We start from the raw sequence: 20,962 nt of genomic DNA, 5'->3' as shown, positions 1-20,962 counted from the left end.
ACTCACGCCCTCGCGACGATGGGTTCCTCGATATTCTTCGCGGCGAAGCGGCGCAGTGACTCCTGCTTGGCCACCAGTTCACCGTCGAAGCCGATGCCATCGGCCAGCCACGGGATCACGATCGCATCGGTCACCCCGGCATCGGCCAGATCCTGATATCCGGAGCGGCCGAACTTATCGACACAGACCGCCTGGATCTCGAACGGCACACTCTCGCGGCCGAATTCGGCGCGCAGCGCGTCGAGCTTGCCGATGGTGGCGCACAGTTCGGCGTAGGTCATCATCGCCGAAGTCCAGCCGTCGCCCACCTTGGCCGCCCGGCGCAGTGCGGGTTCGGTGTGGCCGCCGATATAGAACGGCACCGGCTCGCTCGGCGCCGGACTGATCTGCAGCGGGTCGAAGTCGAAGAATTCCCCGTGATATTCGACCATGCCACCGCCGAGCACCAACTTGATGACCTCGATCATCTCGTCGACCCGCGCGCCGCGCTTGGCGTAGGGCACCCCGCACCACTCGAATTCCTCCGGCGCCCAGCCGATCCCGACGCCGAAGCCGAAGCGATTGCCGGAGAGGTTGGCCACGGAGCCGACCTGGCGTGCGAGCAATAGCGGATTGCGCGAACCGAGCTTGAGTACGTTGGTGTAGAAGTGAATTCGGCTGGTCACCGCGGCCATGGCGGTCGCGCCGATGAGCGGGTCGACCCATGGCGTCTCCGGACCCCAGAAGCGACTGCCGTCGGCGGTGTAGGGATACTTCGCCGACGCCGACTGCATGTAGAACAGCGAATCCGGTAGCGCGATCGAGGAGAACCCGCACTCCTCTGCGGTCTTCGCCAACTCGGGCAACTGCTCCAGCGGACTCAGTGCGATACCGAGGGTGAACTTCAGCGGCACCATATGCATGCCTTTCTGGTAGATCTCCGTTGACCCGAGCGTCAGCGAGGCTTCTCCACGCCGACAACCCACATCGAGAAGTACTGCGACCCACCGCCGTACGCGTGTCCGAGCGCCTTCTTGGCATTGGCGACCTGGTAGTCCCCGGCCCGGCCCATCACCTGTTTGGCCGCCTCGGCGAACCTGATGAGGCCGGAGGCGCCGATCGGGTTCGAGGAGAGCACGCCACCGGACGGGTTGACCGGCAGCGTGCCGCCGATTTCGGTTTCGCCCTTATCGGTGAGCTTCCAACCGTCGCCCTGCGGGACGAAGCCCAGGTTCTCCAGCCACATCGGCTCGAACCAGGAGAACGGCACGTAGATCTCGGCCACGTCGATCTCGTTGAGCGGATCGGTGATTCCGGCCGCCTGCCACAGCGCGGCGGCCGCATCCTGTCCGGCCTGCGGATTGACCTGATCGCGTCCGGCGAAGGTGGTCGGCTCGGTGCGCATGGCGGTGCCGTGCACCCAGGCGACCTTCTTGCCGGTGGCCTCCACGGCGGTGGCCGCCTCCTCGTCACCGATGACCACGGCGCACGCCCCATCGGAGGACGGGCAGGTCTCGTCGAATCGGATGGGATCCCACAGCATCTGGGAGGAGAGCACCTTCTCCAGCGTGATATCGGGCTGGTGCAGATGTGCGAGCGGGTTCTTGGCGCCATTGCGCCGATCCTTCACCGCCACCATCGCGCCGATATGGCTCGGCGCGTTCGACCGGCGAATATAGGAACGCACATGCGGTGCGAAGTAACCGCCCGCGCCCGCGCCGACCGGCATGGTGAAGGGCACCGGAAACGACAACGCCCACATGGCATTCGATTCCGACTGCTTCTCCCAGGCGATGGCGAGCACCCGCTTGTGCACCCCGGCCTGCACCAGGTTGGCGGCCACGACACCGGTGGAGCCGCCGACGGATCCGGCGGTGTGCACGCGCAACAGCGGTTTTCCGGTGGCGCCCAGCGCATCCGCCAGATACAGCTCGGGCATCATGACGCCCTCGAAGAAGTCCGGCGCCTTACCGACCACCACCGCATCGATATCGGCGATGGTGAGTCCGGCATCGACGAGTGCACGATCGATCGCCTCGCGGCACATGCCTGCCATGGACACATCGGTTCGTTTCGTCACGTGATGGGTTTGTCCGGTGCCGAGCACCGCAGCGGGAAAGCTCATCGGCTCGCCTCCGAATCCAAAACGGCTACCAGGTTCTGTTGCAGGGCCGGACCGCTGCTGGCATGGGCGAGCGCCCGATTCGCGGTGCCCGCCATGATGGCCTCGGCCGCGAAGCCGATGCGCTCCAGGCCCGCCGCGAACATCGGATTGGCGGCGAGCGCGCCGCCCGACGGATTCACCTTGGTTTCGGGTCGCAGGCCAATGGCCTCGGCGAGGATCAGCTGCTGATGGCTGAACTGCGCATGCAGTTCCGCGATATCGAAGCCGCTGGTATCGCCGCCGGTAACCGACTGTGCCGCAGCCGAAGTCGACGGTGAGACGGTCAGATCGCGGGCGCCGAGATTGGGTGTGTCCACCCGGTGCGCCATGCCGGTGATCCAGGCCGGACGCTCGCAGAGTTCACGCGCCCGGTCGCCGACGGCCAGCACGATCGCGGCGGCTCCGTCGGTGATCGGCGCGACATCGTGCGCGCGCAGCGGATCGGCGACATACGGTGTGGCGAGCAGAGTTTCGACATCGCCGGAGTCACCGGCGGCGACCGCGGCCATATCCCGTTCGGTCCAGCGCCCCGCATCCAGTCCGGCCTGCGCCTGCAGACCCGCGATGGACAGCGAATCCGGCCACAGCGGTGTGACCAGGTATGGATCGAGCTGCATGGTCAGAACCTGGCGCAGCGTGCCGGCGGAGGACTTGCCGAAGCCGTAGACCAGTGCCGTCTTCGCCTGTCCGGAGCGCAGTTTCACGAAGGCCTCATACAGCGCCCAGGCGGCGTCCATTTCGACATGCGATTCGTTGATCGGCGGCACCGCGCCGATGGCGTCGACCGCCGAGATGAACGAGAAGGCCCGGCCCGCGAGGTAATCCGAGGAACCGGAGCACCAGAAGTCGATATCGGACTTGGTGATGCCGAGCTGGGTGTAGAGCTGCTGGAAGATGGGCACCAGCATCTCGACACCGTTGGTGGTGCCGAAGGTCTCCGGCACATGCGGTGCGTGGGCGAATCCCACGACCGCGATGTCGGTGCCAGATTTGGCGCTTACGCCTGTTACTGCGTTGGTCAACGTGGCCTCTCAGAGGTGGTGCTTATACGTCTCGTAGTCGGCATCCGGCTCACCGGTGGGGCGGAAGTGGTCCACATTGCTGAGCCCGAAGCCCCACTCCTCGCGCGGTTTCCACACCGCCTCCACCCGCATGCCCATCCGCACCTCGCTCGCCTCGCACCCGAGCACCAGGTGCAGCACCGGGATATCAGCGCCGTCCAGCAGCACATACGCCGCGACATACGGCGGCTTGATCCGCTGGCCGAGGAACGGCACATTCACGATGCAGAAGGTGGTGACAATGCCGCGGTCGGGCAGTTCGACGATTTCGTCGGTCGGTCGGCCGTCGGTCGGGTTGGCGCCGCGCGGCGGGAAGTACACCTTGCCCGCGGCGTCCGTGCGCCCGCCGAGCAGTTTGCCCTCGGCCAGTCCGCGCAGGTAGATGGTCTCCTGCGGCGAGGCGCTGTGCATGTAGTTCAGGTCGACCGGCGTGGTGATCACCGTGATCGGCTCGCCGTCGGCGTCGGATTCCGCTGGTGCGGTGGAGGTTTCGCCCGGTTCGAAGCAGGCGATGTCCTTGATGCTGCCGGTGGTCTCGGCGGCCCAGCGCGCGACCACTCGCAGTCCGGTGTGGATGTCCTCGGGGGCGGCCACGTCGACCGCGTGCAGCAAGGTGGTGTCTGCTCCGTCGAGCTGGATCAGCGCCCAGGCGAACGGGCGGTCGAAGGGCTGACCGGGCAGCGTATCGCGCACCCAGGTCCAGGACCGGACGGTGCCGGTATCGGCCACGTCGACGAATTCGGTCAGCGGTGCGGAGGTGACCGGATCGTATTCCGGCGGCGGCACCAGCACCCGCCCGTCCGAGCCGCGCACGCCGACGACCTTGCGGGCGCGCAGCGCGGCCAGGAAGGTGCCGATGGTCGGTCCGACCGACCGCGTGTAGTCGAATTGCACCCGAAGGGGTGCGCTGAGTACGTCGGGCACGGCAGTGTGCCCACTCGAGCCCCGACCACCGCCCCTCATGGAGTCGCTGCGCGACGCAGTGTTCAATTTCGCCCCTCTCTAATCCGCGATTGTCCCGGATGCAGTATTCCCCTGAGTCACGACATCGAGTAGAACAGGTTCTTATTCTGGTGGCAAGAAGTTGTGTGGAAAGAGGTCGACCATGAAGTTCGGATTGCAACTCGGCTACTGGATGGCGCAGCCGCCGCAGAATGCCGGTGAGTTGGTGGTCGCCGCCGAGGCGGCCGGTTTCGACGCGGTGTTCGCCGCCGAATCCTGGGGGTCGGATGCCTTCGGTCCGCTGATGTGGTGGGGCTCGTCGACGAATCGGGTGCGGCTGGGCACCTCGGTGGTGCAGATGTCGGCGCGCACGCCCGCCGCCACCGCCATGCACGCGCTGACCCTGGACCATCTCAGCGGCGGCCGGGCCATCCTCGGGCTCGGCGTGTCCGGGCCGCAGGTGGTCGAGGGCTGGTACGGGCAGCCGTTCGCCAAGCCGTTGCAGCGCACCAGGGAGTACGTCGGCATCATTCGCCGCATCCTGGAGCGGCAGGCGCCGGTCACCAATGATGGGCCGCAGTATCCGCTGCCCTACACCGGGCCGGGATCGACCGGGCTCGGCAAGCCGCTCAAGCCGATCGTGCACCCGCTACGAGCGGATTTGCCGATCTGGCTGGGTGCGGAGGGGCCGAAGAATGTCGCGCTGACGGCCGAGATCGCCGACGGCTGGCTCGCGATCTACTACGCGCCGCGGCTGGCCGGGATGTACAACGACTGGCTCGACGAGGGCTTCGCCAGGGCGGGCGCGCGGCGTTCGCGGGCGGATTTCGAGATCGCCGCGAGCTGTCAGGTGGTGATCACCGACGATCCCAAGGGCGAGCTCGAGCGGATGCGCTGGATCATGGCGCTCTACATCGGCGGCATGGGTGCGCCGGAGCTGAACTTCCACGCGCAGGTCTACCGGCGGATGGGTTACGAGCGCGAGGTCGACGAGATCGGTCGGCTCTTCCAAGCCGGGAAGAAGGCCGAGGCGGCCGCCATGGTGCCGGATGAGCTGATTTTGGATACCGCGATCATCGGCGACGAGGAGCATGTGCGTAAGCAACTCGGGGTGTGGGAGGCCGCGGGTGTCACCGAGATGCTGGTGTCTGTTCCAGATATCGAGCAATTGCATCGGCTCGCACCCCTTGTACAGATGTAGAACACGTTCTAAATTCGTAGGGGTGACGGTGCAGGAGTCAAAAGAAATTCTCGGTCTGTGGAACATCGCGAACGCGGAACCCGATCGGATCGCCCTGGTGGATCCATCCGGCCGCGAGGTGACCTATCGCGAACTGGCCACGCTCGCAAACCGTTACGGCACCGGCCTGCGGGCACTGGGGCTACAGCCCGGTGACGTGCTGGTCAGCATGGTGCACAACTGCGTCGAGGCGGTCGCCGCCTACTTCGCGGCCTATCAGGCCGGGCTGTACATCGTCGCGGTGAACTGGCATCTGACCGGCCCGGAAGTCGCCTACATCCTGGCCGACAGCGAGGCCAAGGCCTTCATCGCGAGCGACCGGTTCGCTGCCGCCGCGATCGCCGCGGCGGATGAGGCCGGCCTGCCCGCCACCGCGCGCTTCGCGGTCGGCGAGATCGAGGGCTTCAAGTCGGTGTCGTGGCTGGGTGCGGCCGATACCGGTCGGCCCGATAACCGGACCACCGGCGCGCCGATGCTCTACACCTCGGGAACCACGGGGCGTCCCAAGGGGGTTCGGCGTCCGCTCACCGGCACCGACCCGGATATCGTTCCGGCGCAGTCGCCCGCGTTCTTCGGTTTGTTCGGGCTGCAGCCCTACGACGATCACGTGCACATCTGCGGTTCGCCGCTGTACCACACCGCCGTGCTGAACTTCGCGACCATCTCGATCCAGTTGGGGCACAAGGTCGTTCTGATGGATCGCTGGGATGCCGAGGACATGCTCCATCTCATCGAGAAGCATCGCGTGACCCACAGCCATATGGTGCCGACCCAATTCCACCGGCTGCTCGCCCTGCCGCAAGAGGTGCGCGCCAAGTACGACGTCTCCTCGCTGCGCAGCATGGTGCACGGCGCGGCGCCGTGCCCGGCCGAGACCAAGCGGCAGATGCTGGAGTGGTGGGGCCCGACGGTCACCGAGTACTACGCGGCGACCGAGGGCGGCGGCACCGTGATCAACGGGACCGAGTGGCTGCGCAAGCCCGGTTCGGTCGGCAAGGCCTGGCCCTGGTCGGTGATCAAGGTGCTGAGCGAGGAAGACGGCTCCGAAGTGCCCGCGGGCGAGACTGGTCTGGTCTACATGCGCATGGGTGCGTCCAGCTTCGAATACCACCACGCCAAGGAAAAGACCGAAGAGTCAAGGGTCGGTGACCTTTTCACGGTCGGCGACATCGGCCACCTCGACGAGGACGGCTACCTCTACCTGCACGACCGCCGCTCCGATCTCATCCTGTCCGGCGGCGTGAACATCTACCCGGCCGAGATCGAGAACGTCCTGACCACCCACCCGAAGGTCGAGGATGTCGCGGTCTTCGGTCTGCCCCACCCGGATTGGGGCCAGGAGGTCAAGGCCGTCGTCCAGCCGGTCGCCGGTGTCGAGGGCAACGACGAACTCACCACCGAGCTACTGGCCTTCGCCGCAACCCAATTGGCGAAATACAAAATGCCCCGCTCCATCGACTACCTGGACGAACTCCCCCGCGACCCCAACGGCAAACTCTACAAACGCAAACTCCGCGACCGCTACATCCCGGCCTAACAGACTGAAATCGCTGTCGCACACCCAATGAACCTCGCGCAGACGCTATACCCTCTGCGCGACGTTCATTGGTTCTGCGCCACTGTCCGGCCGCCACTTGGCCCGGCCGTCTGACCTGCCTTCCGGCTCGACCCGCCGCGACCGGCTCGACCCGCCCAACCTCGAGCAACCGGTTCGCGTGCTCGATTCCGCCCGTCCCTGCACGAACCTTCCCCGTCCCCGGACCCCATCCCTCCGCGGACCCCCGCCTGGACCCCGAACCCAACCTCACCCAACCGGTTCGCGCAACTCCGGCGCCAAGCCGAAGAGCGGGAACAGTTTTTCGGTGTCGAGGAAGAAGTTGAGTCCGGCGATCGAGTCGCCGTCCAGTTCCAGCACCGTGATGGACCAGGGCAGCCAGACGCCCGGCTCGGTTTCGCTCGGCTTGTAGTGGCCGAAGGCGGGCAGGCCGTTGGCGCCGGCCAGGGGGATCATGCGGGAATCGCGGCAACCCTTGCCGTGGCCGAGCATGAACGCGGCCACGTTCTCCGGTCCCGAGACCCAGAGTTCGATCGGCGGCATGGACAGAGCCACATCGGTTTTCAGCAGGGTGGTCAGGGTGTCCATATCGTAGGCCTCGAAGGCCTTGACGAAATCGTCGACGAGTTTGCGCTGGTTGTCATCGGTTTCGTCGTAGGTGTCGGTGGCGGTCGGCTGCACCTTCGACATGGTGGCCCTGGCGCGCTGCAGTGCGCTGTTCACCGATGCGGGGGACATGGTGAGCGCCTCGGCCGTCTCGCTGGCCGAGAAGCGCAGCACCTCGCGCATGATCAGGATGGCGCGCTGGGTGGCGGGCAGATGCTGACAGGCGGCGACGAATGCCAGCCGCAGCGTGTCCTTGGCGGAGGCGTGCTCGGCCGGATCCGATCCGAAGGCCAGTGCGTTGGGGATCGGCTCGATCCAGACGTAATCCGGCTGCGGCATGGGCAGCGGCGAATCCGGCCGCGACGGCCCGGACAGATCCATCGGCCTGGCCCGGCGCTGCGGGCCGTCGAGCATATCGAGGCAGACATTGGTGGTGATCTTGTACAGCCAGGACCGTAGGCTGGCCCGACCCTCGAACGAGTCGTACGACTTCCACGCGCGGGTGAAGGTCTCCTGTACCGCGTCCTCCGCTTCGAAGGACGAGCCGAGCATGCGATAGGCGTAGGCACACAGCTCCCGCCGATGTCCCTCGAAGGACTCGAGGACGTCCGGAGTGTGGCCGACGGTGGAGCCGGACGAGTCGTTCATGGGTGTCACCCTGCCACAGCCCACCGACACATTCGAGGTCTAAAGGGCCGCTACCTGCGCAATCAAGATCATCCGGCCGCACGACGCCGGGCAGCGATGAGTTTCGCGCGCTCGCGCCGTCTTCATATAGAAACCGCCGAAGACGACGTTAAGGACCACGCATGCCCAGCAAGATGATCTTCATCAATCTCCCCGTCGCAGACCTGGGCCGGTCCAAGAACTTCTATGAGGCGATCGGCTGGAAGGTGAACCAGGACTTCACCGATGACAACGCCGCCTGCATCGTCATCGACGACAACATCTGCGCCATGCTGCTGACCAAGGACTTCTACTCCACCTTCAGCAAGCGCCCGATCGCCGACACGATCGCGACCACCGGCGGCGCGTACGCGTTATCGCTGGCCAGCGCACAAGAGGTCGACGCACTCACCGATGCCGCCCTGGCCGCGGGCGCCACCGAGGAATTCAACGAGGACCGACGCGCCCAGGAGGCCCAGGTCGGCATGTTCGGCCGCACCTTCATCGATCCGGACGGCCACCAATGGGAGCCCTTCTGGATGGACTACCCAGGCAATTGATCCCCGCCGACGCCGGTCGAACGGTGGCCGGAGTGACCCCGGTACCACCATTCGATTCGCCTCGGCGACAACGGGATTCAGCTGCCGGTGAAGGTGGGCTTGCGCTTCTCGGCGAAGGCCTTCGGGCCCTCCTTGGCATCGGCCGACCGGAAGACCGTCATGCCGAGTTTCGCCTCGATCTGGAAGGCGGCCTCTTCCGGCATCGCCTCGGTCTCCCGGATGGTGCGCAGAATCGCCTGCACCGCGAGGGGGCCGTTGGCCGCGATCTGGGCGGCGAGTTCGAGGGCCTTGTCCAATGCGGTGCCGTCCGGGACCACATGCCCGATCAGCCCGATCTCCTTGGCCTCGGCGGCGGTGATGTGCCTGCCGGTCAGCAGAATGTCGGCGGCGACGGTGTAGGGAATCTGGCGGACCAGCCGAACGGCCGAGCCGCCGAGCGGGAACAGACCCCAACGTGCTTCGGAGACACCGAATTTCGCGCCTTCGGCGGCCACTCGGATATCGGTGCCCTGCAGGATCTCGGTGCCACCGGCGATGGCCGGGCCCTCCACCGCCGCGATCAGCGGTTTGGTGAGTCGGCGGCCCTTGAGCAGCGCCTCCAATTTGGTCGGATCGAAGCTGCTCGCGTTGTCGCCGGGGTGCCTGGCGGTCATCGCCTTGAGGTCCATGCCGGCACAGAACGCACCGCCCGCACCGGTCAGGATCGCGACGCGGATATCGGGATCGTTGTCCACCTGGTCCCAGGCGTCGCGCATGATCGCCATCATCTCGGCCGAAAGGGCATTGCGGGCCTCGGGCCGATTCATGGTGACGATGAGGACGTGATCGCGCTTCTCGACGAGGCAATCTGGCATTGGGAGATTCTCCTGACTTTCCAGGGGGAGGCAGGTCGGCGGAGCCGGCCGGGGTGGGCAAATTCGGCCTTGTCAGAAACAGTAACACGTTCTATTTTTAGCTCTGTGAGCTACAACATAGCGGACCTAGTCGAACACGCCATCGATCTGATGCCCGACCGCGTAGCGCTGGCCGACGACGGCCGCGAGGTGACTTACGCGCAGCTGGAGGAGCGGGCCAACAAGCTCGCCAACTACCTGCTGCAACAGGGTGTCCAACCGGGCGACAAGGTGGGCATCTATTCGCGCAACACGATCGAGGCCGTCGAGGCCATGGTCGCGGTCTTCAAGGCCCGCGCCGTGATGATCAACGTGAACTTCCGATATGTCGAGAACGAGTTGCAGTACATCTTCGACAATTCGGATATGGTCGCGCTGATCCACGAGCGTCGCTACAGCGACCGGGTGGCCGGGGTTCGCCCGAATACCCCCCTGCTGAAGACGGTCATCGTCGTGGACGACGATACGACCGGCACCATCGCGACCGCAGCCGATTCGGTGGAATACGAGACGGCGCTGGCCGAGTCGTCCGGTGAGCGCGACTTCGGCGAGCGCTCCGCCGACGACATCTTCATGCTCTACACCGGCGGCACCACCGGCCTGCCCAAGGGCGTGATGTGGCGGCACGAAGACTGGTGGCGCGTGCTCGGCGGCGGCATCAATTTCATCACCGGCGAATACGTCGAGGACGAATGGCATCAGGCCAAGACCGGTGCGGGTAATCCGCAGATGGTGCGGTTCCCGATTCCGCCGATGATCCACGGCGGCTCGCAGACGGCGACCTTCCACAGCCTGTTCGACGGCGGTAAGGCCGTGATGATTCCGGAGTTCACCGGACACGGCGTGTGGCAGCACATCGACCGGCACAAGATCAACCTCATCTTCATCACCGGTGACGCCATGGCCCGCCCGATGATGGACGCACTCGTCGAGGGCAATCCGGAAACCGGTCAGCCCTACGATCTTTCGAGCCTGTATCTGATCGCCAGCAGTGCGGCGCTGTTCTCGCCGACGCTCAAAGACCAGTTCCTGGAACGGCTGCCGAACCGGATGATCACCGATTCCATCGGGTCTTCCGAAACCGGCTTCGGCGGTCTGTCCGTCGTCGCCAAGGGCGCCAACCACACCGGCGGCCCGCGGGTGAAGATCGATGCCGCCACCCAGGTGCTCGACGATCAGGGCAATCCGGTGGCGCCGGGCTCCGGGCAGGTCGGTTTCCTCGCGCGCAGCGGCCACATCCCGGTGGGCTACTACAAGGACGAGGCCAAGACCAAGGCGACGTTCAAGGAGTTCAACGGAATTCGCTACTCCATCCCCGGCGACTACGCCCGGGTCGAGGAGGACGGCACCGTCACCATGCTCGGCCGCGGTTCGGTGAGCATCAATAGCGGCGGCGAGAAGATCTACCCGGAGGAGGTCGAGGGCGCGCTCAAGATCCACCCCGAGGTCTTCGACGCGCTGGTCGTCGGCGTACCCGACGAGCGCTGGGGACAGCGGGTCGCGGCGGTCGTGCAGTGTCGCGGCGATAAGCGCCCCACCCTCGACGAGCTGCGTCCGGTGCTCATGCAGGAGATCGCGCCCTACAAGCAGCCGCGCAGCGTGTGGTACGTCGATCAGATCAAGCGCAATCCGGCGGGTAAGCCCGATTACCGTTGGGCCAAGGCGCAAACCGAGGAGCGTCCGGCCGACGAGCACGCCGAGGCGGGCAGCAAGTAGCACCGAGTACGCGAACAGCGGGGAGCGAATTGGTAATGCGCTTGGGGTTTTTCGAGGAGACCGCACTCGGCTTCGAGCCGTTGCCGTTCGCCGCGAGTGCCTGGTCGCCCGATATGGTCAACGGTCCCGCGATCTGTGGCCTGCTGGCGCGGGCACTCGAACGCGAACACGGTCTGCCCGGATTCGTGCCCGCCAGGTTGACCGTCGATCTCTTTCGGCCGACGCGCACGAAACCGGTTCAGGTGGTCACCGAACTGGTGCGGGACGGGCGGCGGATCCGGGTGGCGGATGCCGCGCTGATGCAGGACGGCGCGGACGTGGCCAGGGCGACGGCGATCTTCTTGAAGCAGTCGGCACAGCCGCCGGGGGAGTTGTGGACCCGGCGCGATCGACCCGAGCCGCCGCCGGTCGAGATCTCCCCGCCAACGAGCCTGCCGCGTGCGCCGATGTGGGGCAGTGACGCCCACGCCGATGGCTGGTCGCGGCGGATCGGCGAGCATCAGAACGGCAGTCGCAAACGGACCTGGCAGGTGCCGATGCGGCTGATCGAGGGGCAGACACCGTCCGCATTCGTCGGTGCGGCGATGATCGGCGAGGCGACCAGCATGATGACCAATTGGGGCAGTGCCGGAATCGGTTTCATCAATACCGATCTGACGCTGGCACTCGCGCGGCCCGCCGTCGGACCGGAAATCGGCCTCGAAGCCGATTCGCACCTCAGCGCGGATGGCATCGCGGTGGGAACCGCGACGCTGTTCGATCGGCTGGGGTCCTTCGGGACCTGTGTGGTGACCGCGTTGTCGAATGCCGAGCGACAGGTCGATTTCTCCAACGGGATCAATCACGTGAAGGCCGCGAATATGTAGTGGTCATCGGACGAACGGCCCGCCGGGGCGCTGCCCGGCGGGTGCGAATGTGCTGGCATCGGGGTCAGCGGTTGGCGAGTTCCGCGAGGCGGAAGGCCAGCTTGGTGCGGACCGCGGGAATGCGGGTCGCCAGTGTCATGACGGTGTTGCGGATGATCCGGGCCGGAAGCGGGCGCAGGGTCGCCATCTTGGTCATCCGGTCCGTGAAGGCGACGACGCCGAGAGCCACTGGGCGGCGGGTGGTTTCGTAGGTGTCCAGCACGGTATCGGGCGCACCGTTGACGACCCGGGCCAGCAGCGGTCCGAGGAAGGCCGCGTCCTGGATGCCGGTGTTCATACCCTGCCCGCCCGCCGGGCTGTGCACATGCGCGGCGTCTCCGGCCAGCAGGAGGCGGCCCGCACGGTAGTGGTCGGCGACGCGGTGGTGCACCCGGAACCGCGAGCTCCACACCACCTCACGGACTTTCACATCGCCGCCCGGTCCGCGAGTGTCCAGGATGGTCTGGATCTCCTCGGCGGTCGGGTGTTCGGGGGCCTCGGCGACGGTGGCCACGACCCGGTACCGGTTCGGCTCGATATCGTCGGGCAGCGGGGCGACCACCGTCACGCCCTCCGGCGAAAGATGCAGTGCCACTTCTTCACGCGCGATCGGCCAGTCCATCCGGACATCCGCGAGTACGAAGGATTCCGGGTAGGTGGCACCGGTGAACCCGATACCCGCCTGCTCACGCACGACGCTGTGCATACCGTCCGCGCCGACTACATAGTCCGCGCGGATACGGCCGGTGGCGCCGCTTTCATCGGTGTATTCGACTGTGACGCCGTCGTTTTCGTCGGCGACCCGGGTGATCTGGTATGGCCGCTGCACGTCGCCGCCCGCCTTGCGCAACCGCGCGAGCAGTACCGCCTCGGTGGTGTCCTGCGGAACCATCAGCGTGTACGGGTATTCGGTCGGCAGTCCGCCGAACGGCACGGTCGCCAGTGTGCGGCCGCCGTCGAGCACCCGGAAGTTCGGCACCACGATGCCGCGGTCGACGAGTTCCTCGGCGATGCCGAGTTCCTGGAGCACCTCCAGGGTCCGGGCGTGCACGACCGCGGCGCGCGAGGTGTTCGCGCCCTCGGCGAGCCGGTCCAGCAGGACGAAGTCGATACCGGCATCGGCCAGGGTGATCGCGGTGGTCAAACCAGCCGGACCGGCCCCGACGATGACGACGGAAGTGGTCTCCGGCAGCGGGGTGGTGTTCATTGGAACTCCTGAGTCAACATCTGTAGGCCAACGCTTGTTGGCATAACCGTAGCGCGCACCGCTTGCGGAAGTCAACAGTTGTTGGCCTACACTTGTTGGCATGAACGTCGAGCCTGATCAAACCCCTGCGCGCCGCTCCGATGCCACCCGCGCGGCCATCCTGGCGGCCGCCCGCGCGCGCTTCGCCGCCGAGGGTTTCGCCAAGGCGACCATCCGGGCCATCGCCGCCGATGCCGCGATCGATCCGTCGATGGTGATGCGCTATTTCGGCAGTAAGGACGGGCTCTTCGCCGCGGCCGTCGATGTGCGGCTGGATCTGCCGGATCTCGCCGCGGCCGATCCGGATGCCCTCGGCGAGTTGTTGGTTCGCCGATTCCTGGCGATCTGGGAGGACCGGCCCGACAACAAGGTGCTGGTGATCCTGCTGCGCTCATCGATCACCGATGAGGCGGTGAGCCAGCGTTTTCGGCAGATCTTCGCCGAACAGGTGTTGCCCGCGGTGCTGCGCTTCGGCGATCCGGCCGATGCGCAGCGCCGCGGGGGTTTGATCGTCACCCAATTGCTCGGACTCGCGCTGTGCCGCTATGTGCTCGAGCTGCCGCCGGTGGTCGGCCTCACCCACGACCAGATCATCGCGGACATCGCACCGACCCTCCAGCGTTACCTGACTTCCTCGCCGATCCAGCCCCCGCCCAGATAGATTGCCGCCTACCCACTCCGGCTGCTCGCCGTGCTCTAGATATGAGCGCCACCGTCGACGTGAATCGTTGTGCCCGTGATGAATTCGCCGTCATCGGAGGCGACCATCGCGACCACGCCGGCGACCATCTCGGGTGAGCCGAGCAGCGGTCCGATGGCCGGAGCCATCTTGCTCATGAGGCTCGCATCGATATCCGGGGGCACATCCAGCAGGCTGTAGGTCATGGCCGTCTCGATGCCGCCGGGCGAGACGCAGACCGCGCGCAGATTCCGCTTGCTGTACTCCAGCGCCAGCACCCGCGTGAAGGCCTCCAGTCCGCCCTTGCTCGCCGCGTACGCCGCGCGATACGGCGCGGCATAGGACGCGGCATTCGAGCTGATATTGACCACCACCCCGCGCCCGGACTCCAGCAACGCGGGCAGGGCGGTCCTGGTCACCAGGAACGATCCGGTCAGATTGGTACCGAGGACGGTATTCCACAGTTCGGTCGTGGTGTCGTGAGTATGCGACATGCGCACGATCCCAGCGGCGTTCACCAGCACGTCCAGGCCGCCGATCCCGGCCACCAGGCCGGGCACCGTCCGCGCGACGGCCGTCTCGTCCGCGATATCGAGCACCGCGACGGTGAGCCGGTCGCCCAGACCGTGATCCATCGCGAGCTGGGCGGTCTTGGCGAGCCCATCGCCGGTTCTGCTCACGCCCACCACCTCCGCGTCCTCCTCGAGCAGCCGTAAGACGATGGCCCGGCCGATACCGGAACCCGCGCCCGTCACCAGCACGCGGCGTTGCGTGAAACGCTTCATACGCTCTGCACCTGCGCATCCCGCTCGGCCAGCAGCCGCGCTATTTCGGGCAGCCGGTCGAGATCGATCGGCTCGGCGACCAATTCGACCGGGAAGGGGCGAATTGCGGGCTGCGGCAGACCGGGGCCGAGGATCAGGCCACCGCGGATGCCGATGCGATCCATCTCCTGGATCAACGGCTCGTAGCGGGCGGACAGCAAGTTGTTGTGCAGCACGAAATCCCGGATATCGTCGGCGGTGGTCAAACTGCGCTGGCGTACCGGCGAGCAGACCGGGAATTTCGGATCGTGGAAGGTCATTCCGTCGACGTATCCGCGCATGAAATCCGCGGCATGCTGTTGCAGCGGCGAATGGAACGCACCTTTGTACGCGTCCAGGACGAACATTTGGCGGGTATCCGACGATGCCTCGATTTCGGCCAGGATCTCTTGCAGCGCAGTGAGATAACCCGAAATCACGAACGATCGGTGCACGTCATCGATCGGACCGGTATCCACGGCGAGATGCACTCCCGGGCGGCGTTCACCGTAATAGTTCGCCGGATCGTCCCCGATCGGCGTATACATCAGCCCCATCCCCTGTGCGGCAACACCTTCCGGCGATTCCGGCACGAGTCGGCGGTGATGCAGCATGCCGAACAACTCGTGCCGCTCCACGGCTCCGGCCACGCAGGTGCTGATCAGCGCACCCAGGCTCAGTCCGCCGGCGGCCTCCGGTTCGAAACCGCGTGCGGCCAGATCCTCGGCGAGACCGAGTGCGAAGGCGGCCTGGCGCAATGCGCCGAGGCTGTGCCGATCCTCCGGTTCACTCGCCATTTCCGCGGCCAGTTCCCTGGCGCGGAGTCGGTCCACCGATAATCCGGTCACCGCGGCGGCTTCTTCGTAGGCGAGTGCGATGGACGGACACCGCTCGCAGAACTCATCGATGACTTCGGCGGTCAGACTGACCTGTCCACCGAACAGAAAGGAAACCCTCATTGCATGTCCTACCCACGCCGGGGCCGCACAATGGCGACACCCCCACTGCGTATCTGTGAATCACGTTCGACCGGAACGGAATTGGCGGCGTCGCCGTATCGAATACACCAAGTGGGCGCCCCTGTGGGCAAGGGTTTCGCCGAACCAGGCATTGGCCACCCCCTGGCCAGTAGTACCCCTGGTCGGTAGTACTACCGGCCGAGCCGCCCGAGGAATCGCAGCATCAGCTGATCGATTTCACACGCATGCGTGAGATTCGGCGTGTGCGCGGCGCCCTCGATGGTGTGGAATTCCGTGGGACCGCCGAGTCCCTTCGTCAGCAAATCCATGACGTCGTGATCGAAGGCCGGATCGAAGGCGCCGCGGACCAAGAGCGCGGGGCAGGTGATATCGCCGATGAGATCGGAGATGTCGTCCACATTGATCAGACAGTCGGCCGCCGCGGCGACGCGTTCCCGGTCACCGCTCAACCATTTGGCCAGCCATGGTTGATGATCGGTCCGATCACCACCGATGATCAAGCCCGCCACCATCTTCGCGATCACCGTCAACGGACCGGTCCCGATCCAAGCATCGGTGACCTGGCGATAGCCGATCCGCTGCACGTCGCTGTAGGCCTGCGCCGAACAGCCGAGCAGGATCAGCCCGTCCACTCGTGGCGGGCACAGCAAGGCCATCCGCAGCGCGGTGAACCCGCCCTGCCCGACACCGCCGACGACCAGCCGGTCGATGCCGAGCTGGTCGAGCACCGACCAGGCGTCGCGGGCGAGATCCCAGCAGCTGTATGCGCCGCCGTCGTGTTCGGTCAGCCCGTGTCCGCGCGCATCGATCGAGATCACACGATATTTCGGTGCGAGCGCGGCGACCTGGTCGGCGAACATTTCGTGATCCATGAAGAAGGCGTGCCCCAGCACCACCGCGGGCCCGGATCCCCCGCTGTCGACGAAGTGCACTTTCGCGCCAGCGGAGGTTACGAAGGGCATAACCGTGCTCCTGTCAGACTGCGTCCCCCGAAGGGAGCAGCCTAACAAGAACCGGTTATACCAACGGTTTTCACCACATCACGGGCAACTCCTCGACACCGCCGGTGAAGCTGCTGGTGCGCATCGGCACGGCGGCCGGTTCGACGGCCAGGCGCATGGTCGGGAAGCGGGTCACCAATTGGGTGAATACGGTGTGTAATTCGATGCGGGCCAGCGGCGCGCCGATGCAGTGGCGGGCACCATAGCCGAAGGTCACATGGGAGCCGTCCCTTCGGGTCACGTCGACGCGGTCGGGATCGGTGAAGACCGTCGGATCATGGTTGGCCGCGGTCAGATCCAGCAGGACGAGATCGCCGGCGCGGACCTCGTTGCCGTCGATCGCCATATCGGTGCGCGCGTAGCGGGGCATCTGGGTGGCGTCGGCGGTCCGCAGGAGTTCTTCGATCGCGGTCGGCACCAGTTCGGGATCGTCCACCAGGGCCTGCCATTGGTCGAGGTTTTCCAGCAGCCGTTTGGCGCCGACCCCGATCTGCACCACCGTGGTCTCGTGGCCGCCGAACAACAAGCCGAGGCCGAGCGTCGCGATGCCCTGATCGGACAGATCGTCCCGGGCACACAGATGCGACAGCACGTCATCGGCTCGGTCGCGCCGTTTGCGCTGGACCAATGCCATGAAGTACTCGAACAATCCGGCGACACCCTGCTGCACCTTGGTGGCATCGTGCTGTTCGCCGAGTGCCTCGGTCCAGGCGCGGAACTGATCCCGGTCGGCGTAGGGCACACCGAGCAGTTCGCAGATGACCAATAGCGGCAGCGGCAGCGCCACGGCGGTGTGCAGATCGGCGGGCGAGCCCTGCGCGGCCATCTCGTCGAACAGCCGCGTGGTGAGTTCTTCGACCCTGGGCCGCAATTCGCGCATCCGCCGCGGCGAGAAGAACGGCACCACCAACTCGCGCAGTCGGGCCTGATCGGCGGGCTCGGTCTCGAAGTTGCCGAGTGGTCCGCCGAAGAACATCGAATCCGAGGCCCGCGCAGCGGTTTCCGGCGTCGGATGGGCGCGGCCGAGGCGCGGATCGGCGAATAGGGTCCGCACCTGGGCGTAGCTGGTGGCCAACCAACCTTCATGGCCGAGCGCGGTTCGTGTGCGCTGAATGGTGTCCCCGGTGACGGGGCAGCCCATGTGCGCTGATTCCACGGTCACTCCTTACTTGGCTGAGTTCTCGGGCGAGTCATTCGGGCAAGCGCACCCGCAGCAGATTGCCGCTGGCGGTGCCGACCAGGAATTCCGTCGCGCTGCTTCGTGATACGAGGATCGAGGTCATCGGCTCACCCGTCAGGACGGTGCACGTCGAGTGATCCGCCGGGTTGATGCGCACGAGTCGACCCGAGGTGGTGGCGTCGTAGAGCAGGCCGTCCGGGCCGATGGCCAGATCGTCGGGCAGCGGTGGCGCGCCGGATCCGACGGCCAGATCAGCGACGACGGTGGCATGCGACGGATCGTCGAGCGGGATGCGCAGGATGCGGCCGTTCGGGCTGAGATACAGCGTGACGTAGAGCGCGTCGCCGTCGACCAGGATGCCATCGGCACCGAAATGCCTGGCCAGGTTGGACCATTCGGTGTCGACGCTGCCGTCCGGCCGGATCCGGACCACGCCGGTCGAGGTATCGGCGACGAAAAGGTTTCCGGCCGTTTCGAATGCGGCGCCATTGGCCATGCCCAGGCCGGAGGCGAAGTTCTCCGCCTGCGGCGTCTCGGCCGAGGGATCGATGCGGACGACCCCGCCGCCGGTCGAACCGGGTATCAGATTGGTCGGGAAGTTCCCGTACGTCACGTAGATCCGTTGGTCCGGGCCGAGCTTCACGGCACCGGGGTAGGAGACCGCGACCGTGGCGGTGACGCGGCCGGACGGGTCATAGCGCACCACTTCGTTGCGTCGCACCCGCGAGACCCACAGGTCGCCGCGCGCGTCATAGGCCAAACCCTCGGCCCAGTCCTCATCCCGCACGACAGCGGCCGCCACGATCGTCGCCGTGGCGGTCCCACACGAAACGGTCTCGGCCGCAGCCGAAACCGGAATCACGCCGACGACGGCACAGACGATCGCGGCGCCGACCCGTGCCGCGTTCACCATGCGACCGGCAACGAGGTCAGGCCCTTGGTGACAACGTTCTCGCGCACCTGCAACTCGTGGGGATCGACCGTCAGATGCAGTGTCGGGAAGCGGGAGATCAGCTGTCCGAAGGCAACCTGCAGTTCGATGCGGGCCAGCGGTGCGCCTGTGCAGTAGTGCAGGCCGTAGCCGAACGCCAGATGCGCGCCCTCCGAGCGGGTTACGTCGAGTCTGCGCGAATCGGTGAAGACCGCGGGATCGTGATTGGCCGAATCGACGTCCAGCAGCACCAGATCACCCGTCCGGACGGTGACGCCGTCGATCTCCATATCGGTGCGCGCATAGCGGGCGAAGGCGGTGGAGTCGTGCACGCGCAGCAGTTCCTCGATCGCGCCCGGCACCAGCTCCGGCTGGTCGACCAGCTTCTGCCACTGCGCCGGATTCCGCAGCAATTGCACGGTGCACAGGCCGATCTCGACAACCGTGGTTTCATGCCCCGCCAGTAGCAGGCCCATGGCCAGTGTCGCGATGGCGTCGTCGGCAAGGTCTGGCACCTCGCACAGTTTCGCGATCACGCCCTCGCCCGGTTCCCGGCGCAGCCGTTCGACCAGCGACTTGCAGTACAGGAACCATTCGGCCCCGGCCTGTCCCGACTTCGCGCCGTCGCTGGTGTCGAACAGCGCCTCGCTCCAGATCCGGAACTGCGCGCGATCGGCATAGGGCACACCGAGCAGTTCGCTGATGACCAGCAGCGGCAGCGGTTCCGCAAAGGCCCGATGCAGGTCGGCGGGTGAGCCCTTTTCGGCCATCTCGTCGAGCAGCTGCGTGGTGAATGCGGCGACCCGCGGCGTGAGTTCGCGCATCCGCTTGGCCGAGAACAGCGGATTCAGCAGCCCGCGCATGCGTGCGTTATCGGCGGGCTCGGTTTCGAAGTTGCCGAAGGGGCGGCCGAAGAACACCGATTCCGACGACCGTGCCGCGGTCTCCGGTGTCGGATGGGAACGGCCGAGACGCACATCGGTGAACAGCTCCTTCACCTTGTGATAGCCGGTGACCTTCCAGGCCTCGTCGCCCGTCGCGGTGCGGACGCGGCTGATCGAGCTGGGTGCGGCGTGGGTTCCGGTGAAGGGGCATGCGAGGTCCGATGAGTCTGTGGTCATGGCGCACTCCTTGCTAACAAGCTCTTGTACAAGCAAGCTTAAACATAATTGCTTGTACTATTCCACTTGAACAAGGAGGTGATTTCGTGCCCGAAAGCCCAACGCCCGCCGAGGCTTCGGTCGAACCCGTCCGGCGCATGCCGCGCGCCCAGCGACGCGAGCAGATCCTCGCCGCGGCCACCCGCGTGGTCGCCCGCAATGGATTCAGCGGGACGGGCCTGCCCGATATCGCCGCCGAGGCGGGCGTTACGCACGTCATCCTCTACCGGCACTTCGCCTCGAAGGCCGATCTCTACCGGGCCGTGCTGGAACGGGCCTACACCAGGCTCGGCGACGCCGTCGGCACCGAAAAGCTGGACGGCACAAGCATTTCCGCGCTGCTGCGGGCGGCCGCCGCGGATCCCGACGCCTTCCGGCTGCTGTTCCGCCACGCGGTGCGCGAGCCCGAATTCCGCGATGTCATCGATATGGTCCGCAGCTATTCGACGATGATCGCGCAGCGGTATCTCACCCATGCCGTGCCGGAGGGCCCATGGCAGGACTGGGCCGCGCAGGTCATCCCCACCTTCATCCTGGACGCGGTGATCGCCTGGCTCGATGCCGGTCAGCCGGATCTCGGCGATGCCGCCGAGCGGATCAATCGCGCGGCCCGTGCGCTCATCGAGGTCGCCGGCGGCGAATTGCCCCAGAAGGATTGAGCGGCAAGGCATAACGTCATCCATGGGCGGCGACCC

At 66.2% G+C, this 20,962-nt stretch carries 20 protein-coding genes; 7 read left to right on the top strand and 13 right to left on the bottom strand.

What is annotated here, in order from left to right; translation table 11 throughout:
• Window positions 1-2: 2 nt before the first annotated feature.
• The 4 genes from ACHQ4I_RS05660 to ACHQ4I_RS05645 are packed head-to-tail and all read right to left on the bottom strand — an operon-like array spanning window position 3 to window position 4,167.
• Complete coding sequence (locus ACHQ4I_RS05660; RefSeq protein WP_420770826.1) at window positions 3-887, bottom strand: TIGR03619 family F420-dependent LLM class oxidoreductase; 885 nt, start codon at window positions 885-887, stop codon at window positions 3-5.
• 47 nt (window positions 888-934) lie between these two features.
• Window positions 935-2,104 carry a thiolase domain-containing protein gene (locus ACHQ4I_RS05655; protein WP_420770590.1) on the bottom strand — a complete coding sequence of 390 codons (1,170 nt, stop codon included), beginning with the start codon at window positions 2,102-2,104 and terminating at the stop codon, window positions 935-937.
• On the bottom strand, window positions 2,101-3,165 hold the full coding sequence (locus ACHQ4I_RS05650; protein WP_420770589.1) for a thiolase domain-containing protein: 1,065 nt from the start codon (window positions 3,163-3,165) through the stop codon (window positions 2,101-2,103). Before ACHQ4I_RS05650 ends, ACHQ4I_RS05655 begins: the two co-directional genes overlap by 4 nt.
• A gap of 9 nt (window positions 3,166-3,174) precedes the next feature.
• Window positions 3,175-4,167 (bottom strand): Zn-ribbon domain-containing OB-fold protein, encoded by a 993-nt coding sequence (locus ACHQ4I_RS05645; protein WP_420770825.1) that lies wholly within the window; start codon window positions 4,165-4,167, stop codon window positions 3,175-3,177.
• A gap of 142 nt (window positions 4,168-4,309) precedes the next feature.
• Between ACHQ4I_RS05645 and ACHQ4I_RS05640 the strand changes: the two genes are divergently transcribed.
• Together ACHQ4I_RS05640 and ACHQ4I_RS05635 are read left to right on the top strand one after the other, a co-directional pair.
• Window positions 4,310-5,347: an LLM class F420-dependent oxidoreductase gene (locus ACHQ4I_RS05640; RefSeq protein WP_420770588.1), complete on the top strand. Its 1,038-nt coding sequence runs from the start codon at window positions 4,310-4,312 to the stop codon at window positions 5,345-5,347.
• Between the two features lie 22 nt (window positions 5,348-5,369).
• Window positions 5,370-6,923 carry an acyl-CoA synthetase gene (locus ACHQ4I_RS05635; protein WP_420770587.1) on the top strand — a complete coding sequence of 518 codons (1,554 nt, stop codon included), beginning with the start codon at window positions 5,370-5,372 and terminating at the stop codon, window positions 6,921-6,923.
• Between the two features lie 267 nt (window positions 6,924-7,190).
• On the opposite strand, the gene ACHQ4I_RS05630 is transcribed toward ACHQ4I_RS05635, so the two are convergent.
• A complete protein-coding gene (locus ACHQ4I_RS05630; protein WP_420770586.1) occupies window positions 7,191-8,195 on the bottom strand; it encodes a sigma-70 family RNA polymerase sigma factor in 1,005 nt (334 codons plus the stop codon).
• 161 nt (window positions 8,196-8,356) lie between these two features.
• On the opposite strand from ACHQ4I_RS05630, the gene ACHQ4I_RS05625 reads away from it, so the two are divergent.
• Window positions 8,357-8,773 carry a VOC family protein gene (locus ACHQ4I_RS05625; protein WP_420770585.1) on the top strand — a complete coding sequence of 139 codons (417 nt, stop codon included), beginning with the start codon at window positions 8,357-8,359 and terminating at the stop codon, window positions 8,771-8,773.
• A 77-nt stretch (window positions 8,774-8,850) separates the two neighbouring features.
• Here ACHQ4I_RS05625 and ACHQ4I_RS05620 read toward each other — a convergent pair whose 3' ends face one another.
• Entirely contained in the window at window positions 8,851-9,627 is a 777-nt protein-coding gene (locus ACHQ4I_RS05620; RefSeq protein ID WP_420770584.1) for a crotonase/enoyl-CoA hydratase family protein, read from the bottom strand.
• Window positions 9,628-9,732: 105 nt separating this feature from the next.
• Between ACHQ4I_RS05620 and ACHQ4I_RS05615 the strand changes: the two genes are divergently transcribed.
• Together ACHQ4I_RS05615 and ACHQ4I_RS05610 are read left to right on the top strand one after the other, a co-directional pair.
• Window positions 9,733-11,382, top strand: a complete 1,650-nt coding sequence (locus ACHQ4I_RS05615; protein WP_420770824.1) for an acyl-CoA synthetase — start codon at window positions 9,733-9,735, stop codon at window positions 11,380-11,382.
• 35 nt (window positions 11,383-11,417) lie between these two features.
• Window positions 11,418-12,248: a thioesterase family protein gene (locus ACHQ4I_RS05610; protein ID WP_420770583.1), complete on the top strand. Its 831-nt coding sequence runs from the start codon at window positions 11,418-11,420 to the stop codon at window positions 12,246-12,248.
• A gap of 64 nt (window positions 12,249-12,312) precedes the next feature.
• On the opposite strand, the gene ACHQ4I_RS05605 is transcribed toward ACHQ4I_RS05610, so the two are convergent.
• Complete coding sequence (locus ACHQ4I_RS05605) at window positions 12,313-13,494, bottom strand: FAD-dependent monooxygenase (protein WP_420770582.1); 1,182 nt, start codon at window positions 13,492-13,494, stop codon at window positions 12,313-12,315.
• Window positions 13,495-13,594: 100 nt separating this feature from the next.
• On the opposite strand from ACHQ4I_RS05605, the gene ACHQ4I_RS05600 reads away from it, so the two are divergent.
• Window positions 13,595-14,194 carry a TetR/AcrR family transcriptional regulator gene (locus ACHQ4I_RS05600; RefSeq protein WP_420770581.1) on the top strand — a complete coding sequence of 200 codons (600 nt, stop codon included), beginning with the start codon at window positions 13,595-13,597 and terminating at the stop codon, window positions 14,192-14,194.
• A 35-nt stretch (window positions 14,195-14,229) separates the two neighbouring features.
• Here ACHQ4I_RS05600 and ACHQ4I_RS05595 read toward each other — a convergent pair whose 3' ends face one another.
• The 6 genes from ACHQ4I_RS05595 to ACHQ4I_RS05570 form a co-directional block, all read right to left on the bottom strand.
• Window positions 14,230-14,997, bottom strand: coding sequence for an SDR family NAD(P)-dependent oxidoreductase (locus ACHQ4I_RS05595; RefSeq protein WP_420770580.1), 768 nt, complete (start codon window positions 14,995-14,997; stop codon window positions 14,230-14,232).
• Window positions 14,994-15,974 (bottom strand): hypothetical protein, encoded by a 981-nt coding sequence (locus tag ACHQ4I_RS05590; RefSeq protein WP_420770579.1) that lies wholly within the window; start codon window positions 15,972-15,974, stop codon window positions 14,994-14,996. The genes ACHQ4I_RS05595 and ACHQ4I_RS05590 overlap by 4 nt, the downstream gene beginning before the upstream one ends.
• 191 nt (window positions 15,975-16,165) lie before the next feature.
• Entirely contained in the window at window positions 16,166-16,957 is a 792-nt protein-coding gene (locus tag ACHQ4I_RS05585; RefSeq protein ID WP_420770578.1) for an alpha/beta fold hydrolase, read from the bottom strand.
• Between the two features lie 70 nt (window positions 16,958-17,027).
• Window positions 17,028-18,152: a cytochrome P450 gene (locus ACHQ4I_RS05580; RefSeq protein ID WP_420770577.1), complete on the bottom strand. Its 1,125-nt coding sequence runs from the start codon at window positions 18,150-18,152 to the stop codon at window positions 17,028-17,030.
• A gap of 34 nt (window positions 18,153-18,186) precedes the next feature.
• Window positions 18,187-19,086 (bottom strand): SMP-30/gluconolactonase/LRE family protein, encoded by a 900-nt coding sequence (locus ACHQ4I_RS05575; protein WP_420770576.1) that lies wholly within the window; start codon window positions 19,084-19,086, stop codon window positions 18,187-18,189.
• Window positions 19,083-20,228 (bottom strand): cytochrome P450, encoded by a 1,146-nt coding sequence (locus ACHQ4I_RS05570; protein WP_420770575.1) that lies wholly within the window; start codon window positions 20,226-20,228, stop codon window positions 19,083-19,085. Before ACHQ4I_RS05570 ends, ACHQ4I_RS05575 begins: the two co-directional genes overlap by 4 nt.
• 86 nt (window positions 20,229-20,314) lie before the next feature.
• Here ACHQ4I_RS05570 and ACHQ4I_RS05565 point away from each other — a divergent pair, with 86 nt between their 5' ends.
• Window positions 20,315-20,926, top strand: a complete 612-nt coding sequence (locus ACHQ4I_RS05565; protein WP_420770574.1) for a TetR/AcrR family transcriptional regulator — start codon at window positions 20,315-20,317, stop codon at window positions 20,924-20,926.
• Window positions 20,927-20,962 lie beyond the last annotated feature (36 nt).

Source organism: Nocardia nepalensis (genome assembly GCF_048910785.1).
GTDB classification, from domain to species: domain Bacteria; phylum Actinomycetota; class Actinomycetes; order Mycobacteriales; family Mycobacteriaceae; genus Nocardia; species Nocardia nepalensis.
The sequence above is the reverse complement of the archived record's forward strand: the minus strand, read 5'-3'. Positions and strand labels throughout refer to the sequence as shown.